This window comes from Microcoleus sp. AT8-A3 (genome assembly GCF_036705675.1).
Taxonomy (GTDB): domain Bacteria; phylum Cyanobacteriota; class Cyanobacteriia; order Cyanobacteriales; family Microcoleaceae; genus Microcoleus.
The window spans coordinates 58,827-78,062 of sequence record NZ_JAUBVD010000007.1 but is presented as its reverse complement, the minus strand read 5'-3'; the positions used below and the strand labels follow the sequence as shown (position 1 = coordinate 78,062).

7 protein-coding genes are annotated in these 19,236 nt (G+C 47.9%); 5 read left to right on the top strand and 2 right to left on the bottom strand.

Features of this window, described 5'->3' with window-relative positions; translation table 11 throughout:
- Nucleotides 1–154 precede the first annotated feature (154 nt).
- Nucleotides 155–1,036 carry a glycerol acyltransferase gene (locus QUB51_RS06145; RefSeq protein ID WP_333260122.1) on the top strand — a complete coding sequence of 294 codons (882 nt, stop codon included), beginning with the start codon at nucleotides 155–157 and terminating at the stop codon, nucleotides 1,034–1,036.
- On the opposite strand, the gene QUB51_RS06140 is transcribed toward QUB51_RS06145, so the two are convergent.
- Nucleotides 1,013–1,231 (bottom strand): hypothetical protein, encoded by a 219-nt coding sequence (locus tag QUB51_RS06140; protein ID WP_333260119.1) that lies wholly within the window; start codon nucleotides 1,229–1,231, stop codon nucleotides 1,013–1,015. The genes QUB51_RS06145 and QUB51_RS06140 overlap by 24 nt on opposite strands.
- Nucleotides 1,232–1,607: 376 nt before the next feature.
- Between QUB51_RS06140 and QUB51_RS06135 the strand changes: the two genes are divergently transcribed.
- Entirely contained in the window at nucleotides 1,608–6,902 is a 5,295-nt protein-coding gene (locus QUB51_RS06135; RefSeq protein WP_333260117.1) for a DUF4347 domain-containing protein, read from the top strand.
- 277 nt (nucleotides 6,903–7,179) lie between these two features.
- On the opposite strand, the gene QUB51_RS06130 is transcribed toward QUB51_RS06135, so the two are convergent.
- Nucleotides 7,180–8,556 (bottom strand): 2-polyprenyl-6-methoxyphenol hydroxylase-like oxidoreductase, encoded by a 1,377-nt coding sequence (locus QUB51_RS06130; RefSeq protein WP_333052993.1) that lies wholly within the window; start codon nucleotides 8,554–8,556, stop codon nucleotides 7,180–7,182.
- A gap of 317 nt (nucleotides 8,557–8,873) precedes the next feature.
- Here QUB51_RS06130 and QUB51_RS06125 point away from each other — a divergent pair, with 317 nt between their 5' ends.
- From QUB51_RS06125 to QUB51_RS06115, 3 genes are all read left to right on the top strand, one after another.
- Nucleotides 8,874–11,975 (top strand): MFS transporter, encoded by a 3,102-nt coding sequence (locus tag QUB51_RS06125; protein WP_333260113.1) that lies wholly within the window; start codon nucleotides 8,874–8,876, stop codon nucleotides 11,973–11,975.
- Between the two features lie 915 nt (nucleotides 11,976–12,890).
- The gene (iscB, locus tag QUB51_RS06120) at nucleotides 12,891–14,168 is read left to right on the top strand and encodes an RNA-guided endonuclease IscB (RefSeq protein ID WP_333052989.1); all 1,278 of its coding nucleotides are present in this window, start codon (nucleotides 12,891–12,893) and stop codon (nucleotides 14,166–14,168) included.
- Between the two features lie 277 nt (nucleotides 14,169–14,445).
- Nucleotides 14,446–19,236, top strand: coding sequence for a response regulator (locus QUB51_RS06115; protein WP_333260110.1), 4,791 nt, complete (start codon nucleotides 14,446–14,448; stop codon nucleotides 19,234–19,236).

Genomic DNA, 19,236 nt, shown 5'->3' with positions numbered 1-19,236 from the left:
TAATAGGAAAAATCTTTTTTTCGCAGGGCGATCGGGATGATCGCACGCACCAGGAGAGGAAAATCCAAACTAATATCCTTCCTTCTTCCTTATTTCCCAAATAACTAAAGCCTTCTGTCTTCCAGATTTAAAGCTTTCTTCCTTCTGCTATATAATGACCAAAGCGTTAAATATTTCTCCAGTGACAAAAACTACTAACAAAAAAGACGGAAAATCCTCTAACTATCCCTTTGACGGTCTATCTTTAGACGATCGCAATCCCGAATTCATTCAGCTTTTGTTGCCAATCTGGGAATGGCTGTACCGCTACTATTTTCGCGTACAAAGCGACGGCTGGCACCACGTCCCGGCGAGCGGAAAAATGCTCGTTGTCGGTTCTCACAACGGGGGACTCGCTGCTCCAGATATGTTTATGTTCCTATACGAATGGTTCCGCAGGTACGGTACGGAACGCTTGGCCTACGGATTGATGCACCCCACGGTTTGGCAAGTTTCTCCTGATGTTGCTAGCATGGCGGTTCAGTGTGGAGCCCTCAAGGCGCATCCGAAAATGGCGATCGCAGCTTTACGCAAAAATGCCCCAGTTCTCGTCTATCCGGGCGGCGCCCAAGATGTTTTTCGTCCCCACCACTTGCGCGATCGAATCTACTTTGCGGGACGCAAGGGATTTATCAAATTAGCATTGCGAGAAGAAGTGCCAATTTTACCAATTATATCGCACGGTGCTCACGATACTTTGATAGTTTTGGCAGATTTGTACGAACAAGCAAAGCAATTGCATGAATTGGGAATGCCGTGGCTATTTGGCATCGATCCGGTGGTATTGCCGGTGTATTTGGGATTGCCTTGGGGATTGAGTATTGGGCCTTTGCCAAACCTACCTTTACCTGTGCAAATTCGGACTCGCGTGTGCGAACCGATTGTATTTGAGAGGTATGGTTCGGAGGCGGCGCGCGATCGCGATTATGTTGATGCTTGTTTCGATCGAGTTACCGCCCAAATGCAAGAACAATTAGATTGTTTGGCTGGCAATTGAGAATTGCACAAGTTCGATCGACCAAAAAACATTCTTACAGCCCAGAATCCCCGTAGAAAACTCCCCAACGCTTGGGTTGCGAGTGCAGCCAGAACTGATTTTGGTCAAAATTTCTGTGAGCATATTTTTTTGCCCAAAGCAATGACCGAGGTTATCATTATTTGCCGAGTTCGATCGGATCTCAATAACAGGCATCTTGCCTGTTCCACAGAGCGTGAATTTTCTTGTGGGATGGGCCGGAGATTCCGCCGGTGAAAGGCTTATTGACAACGATCGCAATCACCTCCACCTTATGCAATATATTTTAGCTATTGACATCTATCTTTAGATAGAATTACAATCTAACCGGACTCTTACGCAATTGGCACATTAAGATGCACGTAGTTGCGCTTCAGCAGTGGCAAGTAGGGCTGAAGCGCAACTACGTACCCAAGAATTAAATCCCCGTACAAAAACTATCAGGGAATCCACCATGAACAACCAAATAATTTTCGTAGACTCCTCTGTACAAGATTATCAAAGCCTCATTCACAACACCGATGCCGCTCAAATTTTCATTTAAAATGAAAATTTGAGCGGCATCGAACAAATTACTAACGCCTTAGCAAATCAAAAAGATATTGAATCTATACACATCCTTTCTCACGGCAACCAAGGCAGTTTAAAACTTGGTGCAGACGTACTCAATGAGAATGATATAGAAGCTTTCAACACTCAGCTAAAACAGTGGGGAAATGCTCTGACAGAGAACGGAGATATCCTACTTTATGGATGCGATGTAGCCACAGGAAAGATCGGCAAGAATTTTGTCAAACGATTGAGTGAAATAACAGGCGCAGATATTGCAGCTTCTGACAACTTGACGGGTTCTGCTGCTAAAGGCGGCGACTGGAAATTAGAAACAGCAACGGGAAATATAGAAGCCGTAGTGCCGTTTAATGGGGAGGCGATGAAAGCTTATGACGGTGTGTTGCTCAATTATAATGTCACGGTGGCAACCGATAATGGAACAGGGGGGACAGCAAATACCCTGAGTTGGGCTATTTTGCAGGCGAATAATTCGGTGGGGGTAGATGACACTATTACCCTCACCACCAATGTTAGGATGACGGGGACTCCGAATCAGCTAATTAACAGTAATATCGGGTTTATTGGTGGCGGTTTCACCGTCAGTGGCGATGTCAATAACAACGGTATTAATGACACTGGTGATGTTCGACCTTTCTTTATCCGGTCTGGAACCGTCAGTTTCTCCAACATGAGCATTACCGGAGGAAGGACACAAGGCGGAAATGGCAGCGGGATTGATAGCGGCGGTGGTGGCGGCGCGGCTGGCATGGGTGGCGCGTTATTTATCTATAACGGCAGTGTGACAATTGATAATGTGACTTTTACCAGTAACCAGGCGATCGGCGGGAATAGCGCCAATAATAATAGATTCTTAGCCGGCGGTGGCGGTCTTGGCGGTAACAGCGGTATTGGGGCGATAGGCGCTTTTGGCGGCAACGGCGGCGGCGGGTTTGGCGGCAACGGCAATAGTAACTTTACCGGCTCCTTCAACGGTGGAAATGGCGGTTCTGGCGGGGCTTTTGGCGGGAGCGGGGGAGCTGGCGGTAATGGCACGGTTGGCGGTAATGGCACTGGTGGCGGCGGTGGTGGCGGCGGTTTTAACACTACCAACGGAGGCAACGGTGCATTCGGTGGCGGCGGCGGTTCTGCTGGCGACCAAGCCTTTTTGAATGGTGGTTGGGGTGGCTTTGGTGGCGGTGGCGGTGCTGCTGCTAACTTCGGTGGCAGAGGTGGCTTTGGCGGTGGCGGCGGTGTGAGTATTAACACTAACAACCCAGGCGCAGGTGGCTTTGGCGGTGGCGCAGGTGGCGGGACTACAGACTATTCCGCCTTCCTGCCTGGTGGTGGCGGTGCCGGATTGGGTGGCGCGATTTTTGTCAGGGAAGGCAGTTTAACACTACAAAACACAACCTTCAACAACAACACCACGACAGGCGGCACGGGAGCGAATAATGGCCAAGCCCTGGCAGGCGCGATTTTTGTGCTGGATGCAGCAGCCCAAACCGCACAAACCACCCAAGGCAACACTCAGGGAATGCCAACAACTCCTCCCACTGTCAGTGTTGTTGGTTATCTCCGCACCACGGGCAATACTGCTGCTAATAACGCAAACACCACCCCAAATAACAACGATATCTACGGCAGCATCAACACTGCACCCGTCCCTAACAATACCCCTGTTACCCTCAATTCTGTCCTAGAAGAGGCACCCGCGCCGGTGGGTGCTGTCGGTACCCCAATTTCCAGCCTTGTGGCGATAGGTACAAACATCACCGATCCCGACACTGGGGCATTGACGGGCATCGCCCTCACTGCCACCGACACGACTAACGGCAGTTGGTTTTACACCACAGATGGCGGAATAACCTGGAACGCCTTGGGCGCAGTAACCAATACCAACGCCCGCTTACTGGCAGCAGATGCCAACACCCGTATCTACTTTCAACCAACAACCGCCAACTACAACGGCACTATCACCAACGCCCTCACCTTCCGTGCTTGGGATCAAGTCGTCGGTACTAATGGTGCCACCGCCAATACCAGCATCAACGTTGGTATCAGCACAGCTACCAACACCGCAGCCATCACCGTTACCCCCGTCAACGACATTCCCAGCTTCACCGCCACCAACCCCACCGTTAATGAAGATGCTGGGGCGCAAATAGTAACGGGTTGGGCAACCTTCAGCCCCGGCCCCGCCAACGAATCCACTCAAACCGCCACTTACACTGTTAGTAGCATCAGCAACTCTGCCTTATTTGCCACACCACCAGCAATAGATGCAAACGGCAACCTCACTTACACTCCCGCCGCCGATGCTTTCGGCACCTCCACCTTTGATGTAAAAGTACAAGATAGCGGCGGCACAGCTAACAGCGGTGTTGATACTTCCGCAGTACAAAACTTTACGATTACCGTTAACTCAGTCAATGACAAACCCAGCTTCAGTAACTTAGGCAACCAAACCCTAACAGCTTGGACAAATACGGCTCAAACTATTAGCAACTGGGCAAATACTATCAGCTTTGGTCCCGCTGATGAAGCTACTCAAACAGTTAGCAACTACACCATTACTAACAACGACAACACCTTATTTACTACTCAACCAAGTCTAGCAACCAATGGCACACTGACCTACACTCCCAGTGGCAAACCCGGCACAGCCACCGTTAGCGTGCAACTGCAAGATAGCGGTGGTACAGCAAATGGCGGTATTGACACTTCCAGCCCAGCCACATCATTTAATATCACCATTCCCGTACCGAAAGTTAACCTCACTGCCAGCACAACTACTGCCAGTGAAGCCGGGACAACAGCTATTACCTTTACCGCCACTGCTGAAGGTAATGTAGCCGGTGATCAAACACTTAATTTAGCATTAACAGGTACTGCTAGCCCTGCTGACTTTACTGGTGCTATTCCTACTCAAATCACCCTACTCGATGGCAGTAAGACGGGGCAAGTAACCATTACAGTTAATGATGATTTGATTGCTGAAGGTGCGGAAACAGCTACTTTAACAATTAGCAGCCCGTCATCCGGGATAGCATTAGGAACTACCACCAACCAAAGTGTGACGATTACTGACAATGATACTGCTAACATTACCATTACACCAACTACAGGATTAACCACAACCGAGGCTGGCGGGAAAGCTACATTTACAGTTCAACTTAATAGTCAACCCACGGCAGATGTGACTGTAGGTTTAACCAGCGATAACACCGCCGAAGGAACAGTTTCCCCAACTTCAGTCACTTTCACGAATGCTAATTGGAATGTTGCACAAACAGTCACCGCAACGGGAGTTGATGACAATCTAGTAGATGGGAATAAAACCTATAACATTGTCACCGCCGCCGCTACCAGTACGGACTCTAATTACAACGGATTTAATCCAGCCGATGTCGCGGTGACTAATACCGATAACGACGTAACTCCCTTACCAGAAATTCAAGTTTTAGACGGAACAACAGATATAGTAGATGGTACTGCAAGCGCGATCGACTTTGGCAGCGTCATAGTTGGCACCACTCTCAACAAAACCTTTACCGTCAAAAATCTCGGTACAGCAGTTTTAAACCTCAGCAACCTTACCCTACCAACTGGATTTAGCATTGTCGGAACCTTACCTGCAACTGTCGCCGCTGGCGGTACAACTAACCTGCAAGTTCAAGTAGATACCACAGCAGCAGGAAATAAATCAGGTACGCTGCAATTTGTCAATGATGATAGCGATGAAAATCCCTTTGATTTCCCGATTTCAGCATCAGTCACTGCTACACCATTACCAGAAATTCAAGTTTTAGACGGAACAACAGATATAGTTGATGGTACTACAAGTGCGATCGACTTTGGCAGCGTCATAGTTGGCACCACTCTCAACAAAACCTTTACCGTCAAAAATCTCGGTACAGCAGTTTTAAACCTCAGCAACCTTACCCTACCAACTGGATTTAGCATTGTCGGAACCTTACCTGCAACTGTCGCCGCTGGCGGTACAACTAACCTGCAAGTTCAAGTAGATACCACAGCAGCAGGAAATAAATCAGGTACGCTGCAATTTGTCAATGATGATAGCGATGAAAATCCCTTTGATTTCCCCATAGCGGCTACAGTAACAACCGCACCAACTCCAACTCTAACTCCAACGCCGACACCGGAACCCGTACCCACGCCGACACCGGAACCCGTACCCACGCCGACACCGGAACCCGTACCCACACCAACACCGGAACCCGTACCCACACCAACACCGGAACCCGTAACCACACCAACACCGGAACCCGTACCCACACCAACACCGGAACCCGTACCCACACCAACACCGGAACCCGTACCCACACCAACACCGGAACCCGTACCCACACCAACACCTGTTAACATTCCCGATACAGAGTGCATTTGCGATCAAATTGAGTATCCCAATCTCAACAAACCCAACGAACAAATTGATAATATTATCAATGGTCTTCCCGGTCTTCTAATTGGCACTCCCAGAAACGACGCATATTTTGGCAGCAACAGTCCCAATATCTTTGATGCTTTAACTGGCAACGACAACCTATTTGGTGGCGAATTTAACGATATCTTCAACGGCAATGAAGACAATGACTTCATTGATGGCAACAAGGGAGACGACCTCTTATTTGGTGGCAAAGGAAACGACATCCTTATTGGTGGTTTTGGTGAAGATATTATCTTTGGGAATGAGGGCAACGATTCAATTAACGGCAAAGAAGATGATGACTTAATCTTTGGCAATCGAGGTAATGATTTTCTCGACGGTGGCAAAGGAAACGATATCCTATTCGGCGGAAAAGCTCAGGATTTAATTCTAGGCAGCGAAGGCAATGATACTCTCTTCGGACAACTCGAAGACGATACTTTGTGCGGCGGTGCAGGAGATGACTTCCTAAGCGGCAACGAGAATAAGGACTTAATTGACGGCTGCGAAGGAAACGATACAATTGACGGCGGTGAAGATAATGATACCTTACTCGGCTGCGTTGGCGATGATTTCTTGTCGGGAGATTTAGGGAATGACAGCCTCATCGGAGGTTTGGGCAACGACACTTTTGTCTTAGGAGTCGATCGCGGATTCGATATTATCTCTGATTTTGTCAAAGGTCAGGATTTCATCGGATTGTCGGGAGGCCTGAGTTTTAACCAGTTAGAAATAAGTCTGAACAATAACAGCGCGCTGATTAAATTAAAGGGAAGTGGAGAAGTAATTGCTTCGTTAACTGGAGTCAATGCCAGCTTAATTGGTGTTGACGATTTCCGAATTGTCTGATATCCTGTCTGCTAAAATAACCGTTACAAGGCAAGTAGTGAGGACTTCATTCCTCACTACAAACCAATTCGATCGTGCAGGTTGTAGCGGACATACTATCAGCCGTTTTGGCGCACTCCGACTCCTCGAAACCGGGTTTTTTACGCCCGTGTGCGGCCTGCGATGCGTCTGTTCGTAAAAAAACCCGGTTTCTTGGCCCCCATGCGTCCAGGACTAGAGAATTGGAAAAAATAAGCTGATTCCGTGTAAACTCTTTCTATTAATTCTGCGCTTTGCCTTATGCCTTCTGCCGAACGGTGACTAATTGCCCGATCGCCTTCAGCGCAATACTGGGAGAAAAAAGTACAGCCGGCGACTCAATCATGTGCACAACTTCCACAAATGCTTGACAAACTTTAGCATCTCCGACGAGCACTTTTAACACCAAATCCATGTAATCAATTGTCAGCCTCGTAGCGAGGTTTAGTTTTGCACCTGTACTTCCCCGATAGCGAGAGTCCTGACTGATGGCAAATGTCCAAGGAATTGTATGTAATTTTGCTAATTTTTTTTGAAATTGTCGAGAGAAACCTTTTAAATTGCCCTGCAGATAGCGCTGCCGCTGCTTTTGGAGGCATTCATCTAACATCTGAGCATCCAGTGCAGCAACCGTTATTCCGTGTCCGTATATCGGGTTAAAAGCGCAAACTGCATGACCGATAATTATTAAGTTTTCAGGATAACGACGGAGGCGCTCGTAGTGGCGCCAACGATTTTCTGTACCTCGATAGCTATAAACTGGTGTGATGGCTTCTGCGTCTTTAATCGCATGATAAATTGTCGGGGTTGGCAAAGTGCGGGCAAATTCTAGAAAGCCTGCTTCGTCTGTGGGGGGATAATCGCGATCGCCCCCGTCGAGAGTCACCAGCCAGCGATTGCCTTCGATCGGAAAAATTGCACCGCCACGAGTGCGAACTGGCGGGGCTAGTGACACAAATACTGGCGCTGTTTCTGACAATTTACCGCTGCATTTATAGATGCGGGTGGCATAGCCGACAAAAGCATTGATAACGGTTTCTTGCGGAGGTTCATAGCCCAAACTTTTCAACCATTTAGGTGTTTTGGAAACTTTGCCACCAGCATCGACTACTAAATCTGCATACAAATTCTCTGTATGGATGTTACTAGGGTTGTGACGATCGCGAAAACGCACCGACACGCCAGCAACCTCCGCACGCGAGGCATTAGCCAGCAACCCCGTTACTGTGCCTCCTTGGAGGAAATGCACGTTCGTATTTTCAGCCAAGCGGCGGCGAATTTGCCAATCAAGTAAATCCCGACTGAACAAAATTAAATCATTTAGATCCGGGCTAAAGTGCGGGGCCCAACCCGCCGGACTAAACCACCCGATCGACCTCGGATCTAAACTACGAGCACCAGCAGCTACCAGTTCGTTTTCCAAGCCGGGAAAAAACTCTTCTAGGATGATTCTCCCGCGATTTAAAAGGATGTGAAGGTGACGAGATTGAGGAATCCCAGGGCGAGGTGCGGGTTTTTCTGGAAAAAAATCTCGTTCAACAATACTTACTCTGTCGAAGTGTTTTGCTAATACTCTAGAGGCAAACAGTCCTGCTAAACTGCCGCCAATAATAATTGCATGACTTTCTCGCTGCACTATCGAATTCCTTCAAAGCTAATTTGCTATGGCATGGGTAGATGAATTGTGAACAATTTGTCTGGGCTCCTGTACCAACTCTTAATATCGATCGACCACAGATTCTCCTGTGCGATTATTTTAATCAGACTTACATACCACAAATTGCCCTAAAGTGACAGCCGGCCGCAGACATATTTCTACACTTCCAACTGTAGGGGGATGCTTTAGCTCGACAATAAGGCGATGCTTGCCATTGGGGGCATGAGTCTAAAACTATACATTAGTTAACTTGCGCCAATGAGCGCGCGCACCCACTCCTTAACGAGGAATATACTATGTATCAAAATTTGCCAATAAATCCACAACTGTATAACATCGGGTTCTGGCTGGCCCAAGTGCCAGTAGACCAGACTACAACAACAAACAGAGTAGAAGACGCAGCACTCCTCTATTCCGGGCCACAATTTTTTATCGCCTTGATAGCTGGAGTGGTACTCGCCTGCGCTTTCCAACTCTTGCTAACAAATTTATCAGTAGCAGCCGGCCTTTCGTACATTGGACAATCCCACGACGACGACCACCACTCGGATAGCGGCAGCCCCCCAGTCCGCCATATCGGCAGAAAAGTAGGCACTTGGACGCTGATTACCGTCACCATCGCCCTATTCTTTGCTTGCTTGCTTGCAGTAAAGCTCAGCTTGATTAGCAGTCCCGGTTTAGGTGCGATCGTCGGTTTAGTCGTGTGGGCTACCTATTTCTCAATGCTTGTTTGGGTGAGCTCCACCACCGTCGGTTCCTTGATCGGTTCCGTCGTCAACAGCGCCACAGCAGGCTTTCAAGCCATTGTCGGCACCGCAGCCTCGGCTATCGGCGCCAAAGCAGCCAGCAACCAAGTAGTCGCCACAGCCAAAGCAGCAGCAGCAGCAGTGGGCCATGAACTCGGTAGCGCGATCGACCCCACAAGCTTGCGCGAAAACGTCGAAGACTACATCCAAAGCCTCAAACCGCCAGAATTAGACATCAAAGGGATGCGTAGCGAGTTTGAAAAATTGCTCAACGATCCGCAACTAAAAACTATTGCAGCCGAAAATTTGCCAAATCTCGATCGGCAAACCCTCGTAGATTTAGTAAGTTCGCGATCGGACTTATCAAAACGCGACGTAAACCGGATTGTAGACCAACTTCAAGATGCTTGGAAACAAGTAGGAAAACAAGGGCAGCCATCAGACGGCATCGCCCAATTAGTAGACTATCTCAAATCTGCCAAATCTGGAGATCTGGTCTCAGATAAATTGGCAAGTCGGGTAGAAAAAGCCCTCAGCAATCTGGGCGGTCAAAATTCTGGACAAAGCCCGACCATGATGTCCCAAGCAACGACAATGGCAGTCAATGCTTTAATGGGAATAGTATTGGGTCGCACAGATATTTCTGACTTGGATCTTGAAAAAGTAGTCGGTCAGCTCAAAGAAGCTAAAGACAAAGTTACCCAGCAAACTGATAAAATTACCGCTCAAGTCAAAGGCGAACCCGTAACTTACAGCCCAATTCGTGCCGACGTAGAAAACTACCTACTCAACACTTATTCGTGGCAGATGAACCCCCAAGCCATCGAGCGCGAATTTCGGGACGTGCTCTACGATCCTACCGCCGACCCCGGAACAGTGCGCCGCGAATTAGAAAAACTAAAACAGTCTAATTTTGCCGAAATCTTGGCTAGTCGAGGCGTTTTTACCCAAGACAAAATTAAAGAAATTTCCCAGGAATTAGAAGCAATTAGACAGCGCGTTTTACAAACCGTGATCTTTGCCGAGGAGCAAGAAAAAGCTCGCGATTTGCAGTGGCGGTTGGAAACTTATTTGAAGTTGACGCCGAAAGAGGAACTGACAGCAGCAGGTATCGGGAGCGATTTCAAAAAAATCTTAGAGGATTCCGACGCGAGTTACGAACAGTTGCGCGATCGACTTTCTCCTTACACCCGCGACAGTTTTGTGCAAATTCTCCGAGGTCGCGAAAATTTCGGATTCCAGGAAGTAGAACAGATTGTTCAAGAGTTAGAAAGGACGCGAGATGTAGTTTTAGCAGATGCTAAAGGTCTGCAAGAAGCAGCGCAAGCCCGACTAGATAACCAGTGGCAAAGAGTACAAGAATACTTGAAGTCTACGGGCAAAGAAGAACTCAATCCCGAAGGCATCAAGCGCGATTTGAAAACGCTGCTGGACAACCCGGAAGCGGGAATGTGGGCGCTCAGAGCTAGAGCTTCTAAGTTCGATCGCCAAACTTTGGTAAAATTGCTATCTCAGCGGAAAGACCTCAGCGAAGACCAAGTAAATCAGCTTCTCGAAAGCGCCGAAGAAAATTGGCACAGCGCGGTACATACGCCGCAAAAGTTGGCAGAAAAAGCTAAGGATCAGTACGACCAAACCACCACCGCCCTTGCAGATTACCTTCGCAATACTGGCAAATCAGAACTCAATCCTGAAGGGATTCAGCGGGATTTGACAAAACTGCTGGAAAATCCAAAAGAAGGAGCTTTGGCGCTGCGTGGCCGCCTGTCTCAAGTCGATCGCGATACTTTGGTAAAACTGCTTTCTCAGAGACAAGATTTGAGCGAGGAACAAGTCAATCAAATTATCGACCAAGTGCAGGAAACCCTTGGCTCGATTGTGAAAGCGCCCCGCCGTTTGGCAAAACGGGTGCAAAGCCAAGTGCACGATTTTCAGAGTGTTTTAGAAGATTATTTGCGTAATACGGGCAAGGATGAATTAAATCCCGAATCCATCAAGCGCGACTTGCAACTGCTGCTGCATGACCCGAAAGTCGGTGCATACAGTTTGGGCGAGCGCTTGTCGCACATCGATCGAGCTACAATTGTTTCTCTGCTGTCTCAGCGGCCGGATATTTCTGAAGCAGAAGCCAATCGCATTGTCGATGGAATTTTGTCGGTGCGCGATGAGTTCGCACTGCAAATTCAGAAAATACAGGAGGGTATTCAGTCGGTAATTGACGGGGTTCTCGGAAAAATTCGGGATTACCTCAATTCGCTCGATCGCCCTGAACTAAATTACGAAGGCATTACGCGGGACGTGCGGAAGTTATTTGACGATCCGCAAGCCGGATTTGATGCTTTGCGCGATCGGCTGGGTCATTTCAACCGCGATACTTTAGTAGCACTAATGAGTTCTCGCGAGGACATTTCCGAAGCAGATGCCAACCGCTTGATCGACCAAATTGAAAGAAGCCGCAACACCGTCTTGCAAAGAGCAGAACGCTTGCAGCAAGAGGCGCAGCTTCGCCTCGAAAGCATCAAACTGCAAGCTGAAAAACAAGCCGAAGAAACCCGGAAAGCAGCAGAAGTTGCCTCTTGGTGGCTGTTTTTCACCGCTCTTTCCTCGGCTGCAGCTGCAGCAGGCGCCGGTGCTTTAGCCGTCATCCGATAAAAAAGACTCAAGTTGCGATCGGATTGCATATAGTGCCTGATGTGAGTTTCTACTGACATCAGGCACTAATGTTAGTAAAGGATTTGATCGGGGATTGGGAACGAGTTTGTATTAATTTGTTAGTACGGTTGAATAATGTTATGGTAAACCAGTTCATACCCGTTTTTTGAGGCTGGTGCCAACGGTGAATCTATACATTTTAATTAGCAGTTTTGATGAATTTAAAATAGAAAAGTGAAAAGCCGATTTTATTGATTGTCGTATATTTTATTTGCAGATGTAATAAATAAAAAGTAGCCGGATCTTCATTGCCTCTGCTATCACAATTTTTGAACGGGGTTCAGGCTTGCAGGCTGGATTTGCTTTGAGGCAGATTCTACAACTGTTGCAAGGATTACTGAAGAATGACAAAAATCAAAACATTTATTGGAGTGAAAACCTTTTGGCAAAGCAAACTTCGCGGGCCAGTTCCCTCTCTCCTCAATATTTTTTAGGTACAATAATAGAGAGGGTTCTCCACCCAGCACGCCTGTTCTCCCAACCGCCCGCCGCCCTGGCTGCGTTAGTATCAAACAAACGCGAACTGTTTTGAGTTCGATCGGCGGTTAATTTTGAAGATGCCGATCGTCAGGTTTTGACTTGTAGGTCATAGGTTGTAAGGAACCCCATAGCTAAAGCTAGGGGCTTTCAGGAAGTCCGGCTCGATCGCCAGCGGTTCAAGAAGAAAGCCCGAACCTTACCAGAGACAGGATTAGACCTACGTTTTTTGAGTCACGATACCGGAGAATGCGACGCTAGTTTTCCGATCTATCGCCAAAAGTTAAACAGGCTTAACGGGGTTAAACCAGTGCTTTTGGCATAACAAGCTCAATAAACATTCAAGGGAGCGAACTTTACCCAGCAATGGAGGACTTTATGTCTAATTTTGTTTTTGTAATTGATGCCCAAAAAAGACCGCTAACACCAATTCATCCCGGTTTTGCAAGGAGGCTTCTGAAGCAGAAACAAGCGGCTATTTACCGTAAGTTTCCGTTCACTTTGATTCTTGAAGAGTCCCGACCCGATTTAATCAGACCCCATTTAAAGATTAAAATCGATCCTGGTTCTAGGGTAACTGGTTTTGCCATATTGAACGGCGCACAAGTCATTTGGGCAGCAGAATTGACTCACAGAGGTCAGGCAATCAAAGATGCTCTGCTCTCACGCCGTCAACTGCGGAGGGGACGACGAAATCGACATACTCGTTATCGTCAACCAAGGTTCTTGAATCGCACAGGTCCTAGAGGTTGGTTGGCACCCAGTCTTGAACACCGAGTTTTGACTACACTCACTTGGGTGAACAAACTCATCAAACTTGCGCCTATCGGGTCAATAGCTCAAGAACTTGTGCGATTTGATTTACAACAACTTGAAAACCCTGAAATCTCAGGTATTGAATATCAGCAAGGCACACTTTTGGGCTACGAGGTTCGCGAATATATTCTTGATGCGTGGGACAGAAAATGCGCTTATTGTGGTAGTGAAAATATACCTTTACAAGTCGAACATATTCACCCTAAAGCTAAAGGCGGCACGAATCGTATCTCAAATCTATGTCTGGCTTGCGATTCTTGCAATAAAAAGAAAGATACTCAAAAAATTGAGCAATTCCTGGCCAAAAAACCTGATGTTCTTAAAAGAATTCAAGCACAAAGAAAACGACCCTTAAAAGATGCTGCTGCCGTCAACTCGACACGTTGGGCGTTGTTCAATCAGCTCAACAAAACTGAACTTCCGGTAACTACGGGTTCTGGCGGTCAAACGAAGTTCAATCGAACTCGTTTGCAACTACCTAAATGTCACTGGTTAGATGCTGCAAGTGTCGGCAAAGTCGAAGAATTAAAGGTGCTGACTTCTCAACCACTGCTAATCAAGGCGACGGGACATGGCAGCAGACAGATGTGTGGCACGGATAAGTTTGGCTTTCCAATTCGCCATAAATCAAGAAAGCAAATCCATTTCGGTTTTCAAACTGGTGATATTATCAGCGCGACAGTCACCGCAGGAAAGAAAGTCGGCTCCTATGTGGGACGAGCTCTGTGCCGTGCATCCGGCTCGTTTGATATCGCCACCACGATGGGAAGAGTGGCAGGGATTAGCCATAAATATTGCAAACCCATTCACAAAAAAGATGGTTATTCGTATGGATTTTGAAGAGAGGCGACTGAAGTCGCAGCCGCTTTCCTCCCCATGTCTAAAGCCAGGGGCTTCTCGCTCGTTTTTTGGTGAATAATATGGAACTAAAGCTCTGAAAATACTACACTGGCTGTGGGGGGCAACATACCGGATACCTTGGGAATACCAAGGGCTTTGCTTTCGTCAGCCCAGAAAAGTCCAAACACGCAGGCCCTGCGATCGCCAATGTTAAACAACCTACGTCTCAAACCTCTCCTGGCTAGTTGCCTATTAGCACCGTGAGGAGGGCGACGCCATGCAACTCCGAAAAAAAACACTATTAATCATCGGTGCAGCGCTGATCAGCCTGATTCTGGTTCTCTATGCCACTGCATCAACTATTTTGCTGCATGATTTTCACAACCTGGAGGCACAGTACGTCCGCCAGGATGTCGCACGGGCTTTGGACGCATTAGATGATGACTTGTCGAATTTAGACACCAGCGCCCAAGATTACGCCGATTGGGACGATACTTACTCTTTCGTCGAAACACGGAACGAAAATTTTGTCAAGTCAAATTTCGTCGATTCGACATTTATTTACTTGAGACTAAACTTATTGGTGCTGCTTGACTCCAACGGTAAGACAATCTTCAGCAAAGGTTTCGACCTTAAATCCCAAACCGAAATCCCGATTCCCGAAAGCTTCAAACAGCACTTGACCGAGGCACTAATAGACTCATCGACAGTCGAGGGCGATCGCCCCGTCGCCAAAACAGGCGTCCTCACCCTGCCAGAAGCCAGACTGCTGATTGCCGCCAAGCCCATCTTGAACAGCAACTCCCAAGGCCCGTCGCGGGGGACGCTGATCTTGGGACGCTACCTAGACAGCAGCGAAATCGGTTTGCTTTCAGAACTGACTCACCTGTCAGTGGATTTTAGATTGCCGAGTTTAGATTTTAAAGTGGGAGCCGCGAACTACTCCGGGCACAGCGCCAAGGCGATGGCTCGATCGAGGCAGGAGTTGGAAAATGTCAAACTCAAAATTTCCAACCTCAAATCAGCAGAAATTTTAGTCGAGCCACTCAGCGACACCTTAGTCGCAGGATACGCCCTGATTCGCGACATCCACGGCAACCTAGCGCTGCTGCTGCGAGTAGAGACAGATCGCATCATCTACGGCCAAGGTCAGGCTACCTTGGAGCTGTTTACCTTATCAATACTGGCAGTAGGTTTAATATTTAGCGCCATCACCCTGCTGTTGCTAGAAAAATTAGTTTTGGCGAGATTGGCTTCCTTGAGCACCAGCGTCAGCAACATCGCAGCCAACGGCGACCCAAGCTTGCGCGTTGATATTGCCGGAGAAGATGAACTCGCAAGCTTGGCCGACGCCATCAACCGAATGCTAGAAGCATTGGGCAATTCTCAAGTCGAACGTAATGAAAGCGAAGACCGCTATCGGTTGATGGCCGAAAACTCAACCGACATGATCACCAGACACGACCCCAAAGGCGTGTTTGTTTACGTCTCGCCCGCCAGCAGGGCTTTGCTGGGATACGAACCTTCGGAACTCATCGGCCGCGTCCCCAAGGATTATTTTCACCCCGACGATTTAGAAACCATTGCCAAAGCCCACTGGAAAGTCCTGGCCCTCCCAGTTACTTACACCGTCAGCTACCGCATCCGCCGCAAAGACGGCAAATACATTTGGTTTGAAACCACCGGCCGCACGATCAGCGATCCCCAAACCGGCGAAGTCCAAGAAATTATCGGCATTTCCCGCGACATCAGCGTGCGGAAGCAAACAGAACAAGAACTGCGAGAAAGCGAAGCTGCCATCAAAGCTTTGTACCAAGTGACTTCTGCTCCCCGTACAGACCCGCTCAACCACCTCTCTACCTTTGATTTGCGCCTCCAAGAACTGCTGGCAATGGGATGTCGGCATTTAGGCCTGTCGGTGGGAATTTTGTCCTGCATTCAAGGCGACAACTATCAAATAATGGCTGTTGAGTGTCCCGACGGGTCGATCGTCAAAGACCAAATCTACGATCTGGAAAAAACTTTCTGCGTCGCTACGTCAATGGCAAAAGAACCGATCTACTTTGAGTCGGTGAGATTTTCGGGTTTTTCCTTTAACACGCACGATCGAGCCTTCCCCATTGAAGCTTACATGGGCATTCCCGTCACGGTGGGAGGCAAAGTTTACGGCACTCTGTGCTTCTTTTCTCCGACTCCTGTGACAGAACCGTTTCGAGCTGTAGACAGAGAGTTGATGAAACTGATGGCTCAGTGGGTGGGAAGCGAACTCGAACGCCAGCAAACCGACGTAGATTTGGCAAAAGCTCGCGATCAAGCACTGGCGGCTACTAGAGCCAAAAGCGAATTTTTAGCCACCATGAGCCACGAAATTCGCACTCCGATGAATGGAGTCATCGGCATGACTGGTTTGCTGCTGGATACCCCCTTAACTCGCGAACAGCGCGATTTTGTAGAAACTATCCGCAGCAGCGGCGATGCCTTGCTGACGCTGATCAACGATATTCTAGATTTCTCGAAAATTGAGTCGGGCAAATTGGACTTGGAGGAACATCCGTTTGACCTCCGCACTTGCATTGAGGAATCTCTAGACTTGGTAGCTGCTAAGGCGGCAGAAAAAAAACTGGAAGTGGGTTACTTGATCGATCGTACAGTACCGGTAACGGCGATTGGCGATAGCACCCGCTTGAGGCAAATTTTAATCAACTTGCTCAGTAATGCGGTTAAATTTACCGACGCTGGAGAAGTGGTGCTTTCGGTGACTGCCAAAAAGATTTCAGTGCCGGCGGCTAAGGCTAAAGAACCGCCATTAATGGCTGGCGAACCGGTAGTAATTAACCCAGCATACGAAATACATTTTGCGGTCAAAGATACCGGTATCGGCATTCCGAGCGATCGCATGGATCGGCTATTTAAATCTTTCAGCCAGGTTGATTCTTCAACGAGCCGGCAGTACGGCGGTACCGGATTGGGTTTGGCAATTAGCAAGCGTTTGGCCGAAATGATGGGCGGCAGGATGTGGGTGGAAAGTATGGGTAGTGTGGCGGGCAATCCTCCGGCCCATTTTAGATCGTCGGCAGTTATTGATTTGGGATGGGCAGAATCTTGCGAAATTGCCGAAAAATATGGCTATGCCAAATCTGTACTCAGCAACCAGCCGATCGCCCAAAATACGAAATCCGTTGGCTCTACTTTTTATTTTAGTACGATCGTTTCTGGCTGCAAGAATTCCTTACCACTTAACTTGAGCAATTCTCAACCTGAATTAGCTGGGAAGCGAGTCTTAATTGTCGATGACAATGCTACCAACCGCAGAATTTTGACTCTCCAAGCTCAGTCTTGGGGAATGGTGGCTAGGGCTTCAGCTTCGGCTCGTTTGGCTTTAGATTGGCTGGCTGCTAAAGAAATGTTTGACTTGGCAGTTTTGGATATGCAAATGCCGGAAATGGACGGGTTGGCTTTAGCGGCGCAAATTCGCCGGTATCCTGATTGCGAAAAGTTGCCGTTAGTGATGCTAACTTCGATCGGCAGGCAAGAAATTAATTCCCCTTCTATGGAGATGGATTTTGCTGCTTTTTTAAATAAACCCATCAAACAATCTCAGCTTTACAATGTTTTAATCAATATTTTTGGAGAACAGACACCGGAATTTAAAGGGCAGCGCACTAGCGGGCCTTTCTTGCAAACCATACCCGTGCTGGCCGAGAACTTACCGCTGCGGATTCTGTTGGCTGACGATCATTTGGTGAATCAGAAGGTGGCTTTGCAAATTTTACAGCGGATGGGGTATCGCGCGGATGTGGCGGGAAACGGTATCGAAGTGCTCGAAGCTTTGCGCCGCCAGCCTTATGATGTGGTGCTGATGGATGTGCAAATGCCGGAAATGGACGGACTGGAAACTACCCGCCGCATCCGCGAGCAATTTTCAGCAGATTTAACTTTAGAAAATCTCACGGGAGAATCAGAACTTTCCGCAACTGATGAGCAATCTAATAATCGAAAATCGAAAATCGAAAATCCCCCATTGACTGACGAGGAATCTAACAATCGAGAATCGCAAATCGAAAATCAAAAATCGACTGATGAATCTAACAATCGAGAATCGCAAATAGAAAATAGAAAATCGACTGATGAATCTAACAATCGAGAATCGCAAATAGAAAATCAAAAATCGACTAAGGAATCTAACAATCGAGAATCGCAAATAGAAAATAGAAAATCGACTAAGGAATCTAACAATCGAGAATCGCAAATAGAAAATAGAAAATCGACTGATGAATCTAACAATCGAAAATCGCAAATAGAAAATAGAAAATCGACTGATGAATCTAACAATCGAAAATCGAAAATCGAAAATCGAAAATCGACAAGGCCTTGGATTGTGGCGATGACGGCAAATGCGATGCAGGGCGATCGCGAAGAGTGTATGGCTGCGGGGATGGACGACTATTTGAGCAAGCCGATCGCCATCGATCAGTTGGTGCGAGCTTTGATGGCGTGTAAATCTCGATCGAACTCCGCATTCGATCGTCTGCAGCCGATCGTTTGTTTGGATGCCCCGGCGGAACAGATCGAAGGAACGAGTGAATTAGAAGTGCGATCGAATGTGGCTGTTGCGGGAAATCCACAACAGACAATTCCCAATTCGCCGGCAGTCGTCGAGTGGGGTGCATCAAATCTCGATCGGGCTTTGTCAGAGGGGCACGAGTCCCTGAGTGCCAAGATTATAGAGGGATTGCGAGAAGTGGAAGCTTTAGACGAGGCGATCGAGATTTACCTCGAAACAGCTCCCGAACTGCTGCGAGGCATCTCTATGGCTCTGTGCAACGCCGATCCGCTGGCTTTGCGGCGATCGGCTCACTCTTTAAAGTCGATTAGCGGTACTCTCGGTGCTTTTCGCTTGTTTGAGCTGTGCGAGGAACTCGAAATCATGGGCCGCATGGGAACAAATGCTAACCAGTCTTTACCCGATCCGGCCTGCGCGCTTTTAGAAGAGGTTGAAGCGGAGTATCAAAGAGTCGAAACGGCGTTGAAAATAGAAAGACTCTACAGCGATACAATCACAGAATAA

Excerpts from the sequence above, each read along its gene's own strand:
- QUB51_RS06115 (WP_333260110.1), top strand. The coding sequence starts at position 14,446 with ATGCAACTCCGAAAAAAAACACTATTAATCATCGGTGCAGCGCTGATC.
- QUB51_RS06125 (WP_333260113.1), top strand. The coding sequence starts at position 8,874 with ATGTATCAAAATTTGCCAATAAATCCACAACTGTATAACATCGGGTTC.
- iscB (WP_333052989.1), top strand. The coding sequence starts at position 12,891 with ATGTCTAATTTTGTTTTTGTAATTGATGCCCAAAAAAGACCGCTAACA.
- QUB51_RS06140 (WP_333260119.1), bottom strand. The coding sequence starts at position 1,231 with ATGCCTGTTATTGAGATCCGATCGAACTCGGCAAATAATGATAACCTC.
- QUB51_RS06145 (WP_333260122.1), top strand. The coding sequence starts at position 155 with ATGACCAAAGCGTTAAATATTTCTCCAGTGACAAAAACTACTAACAAA.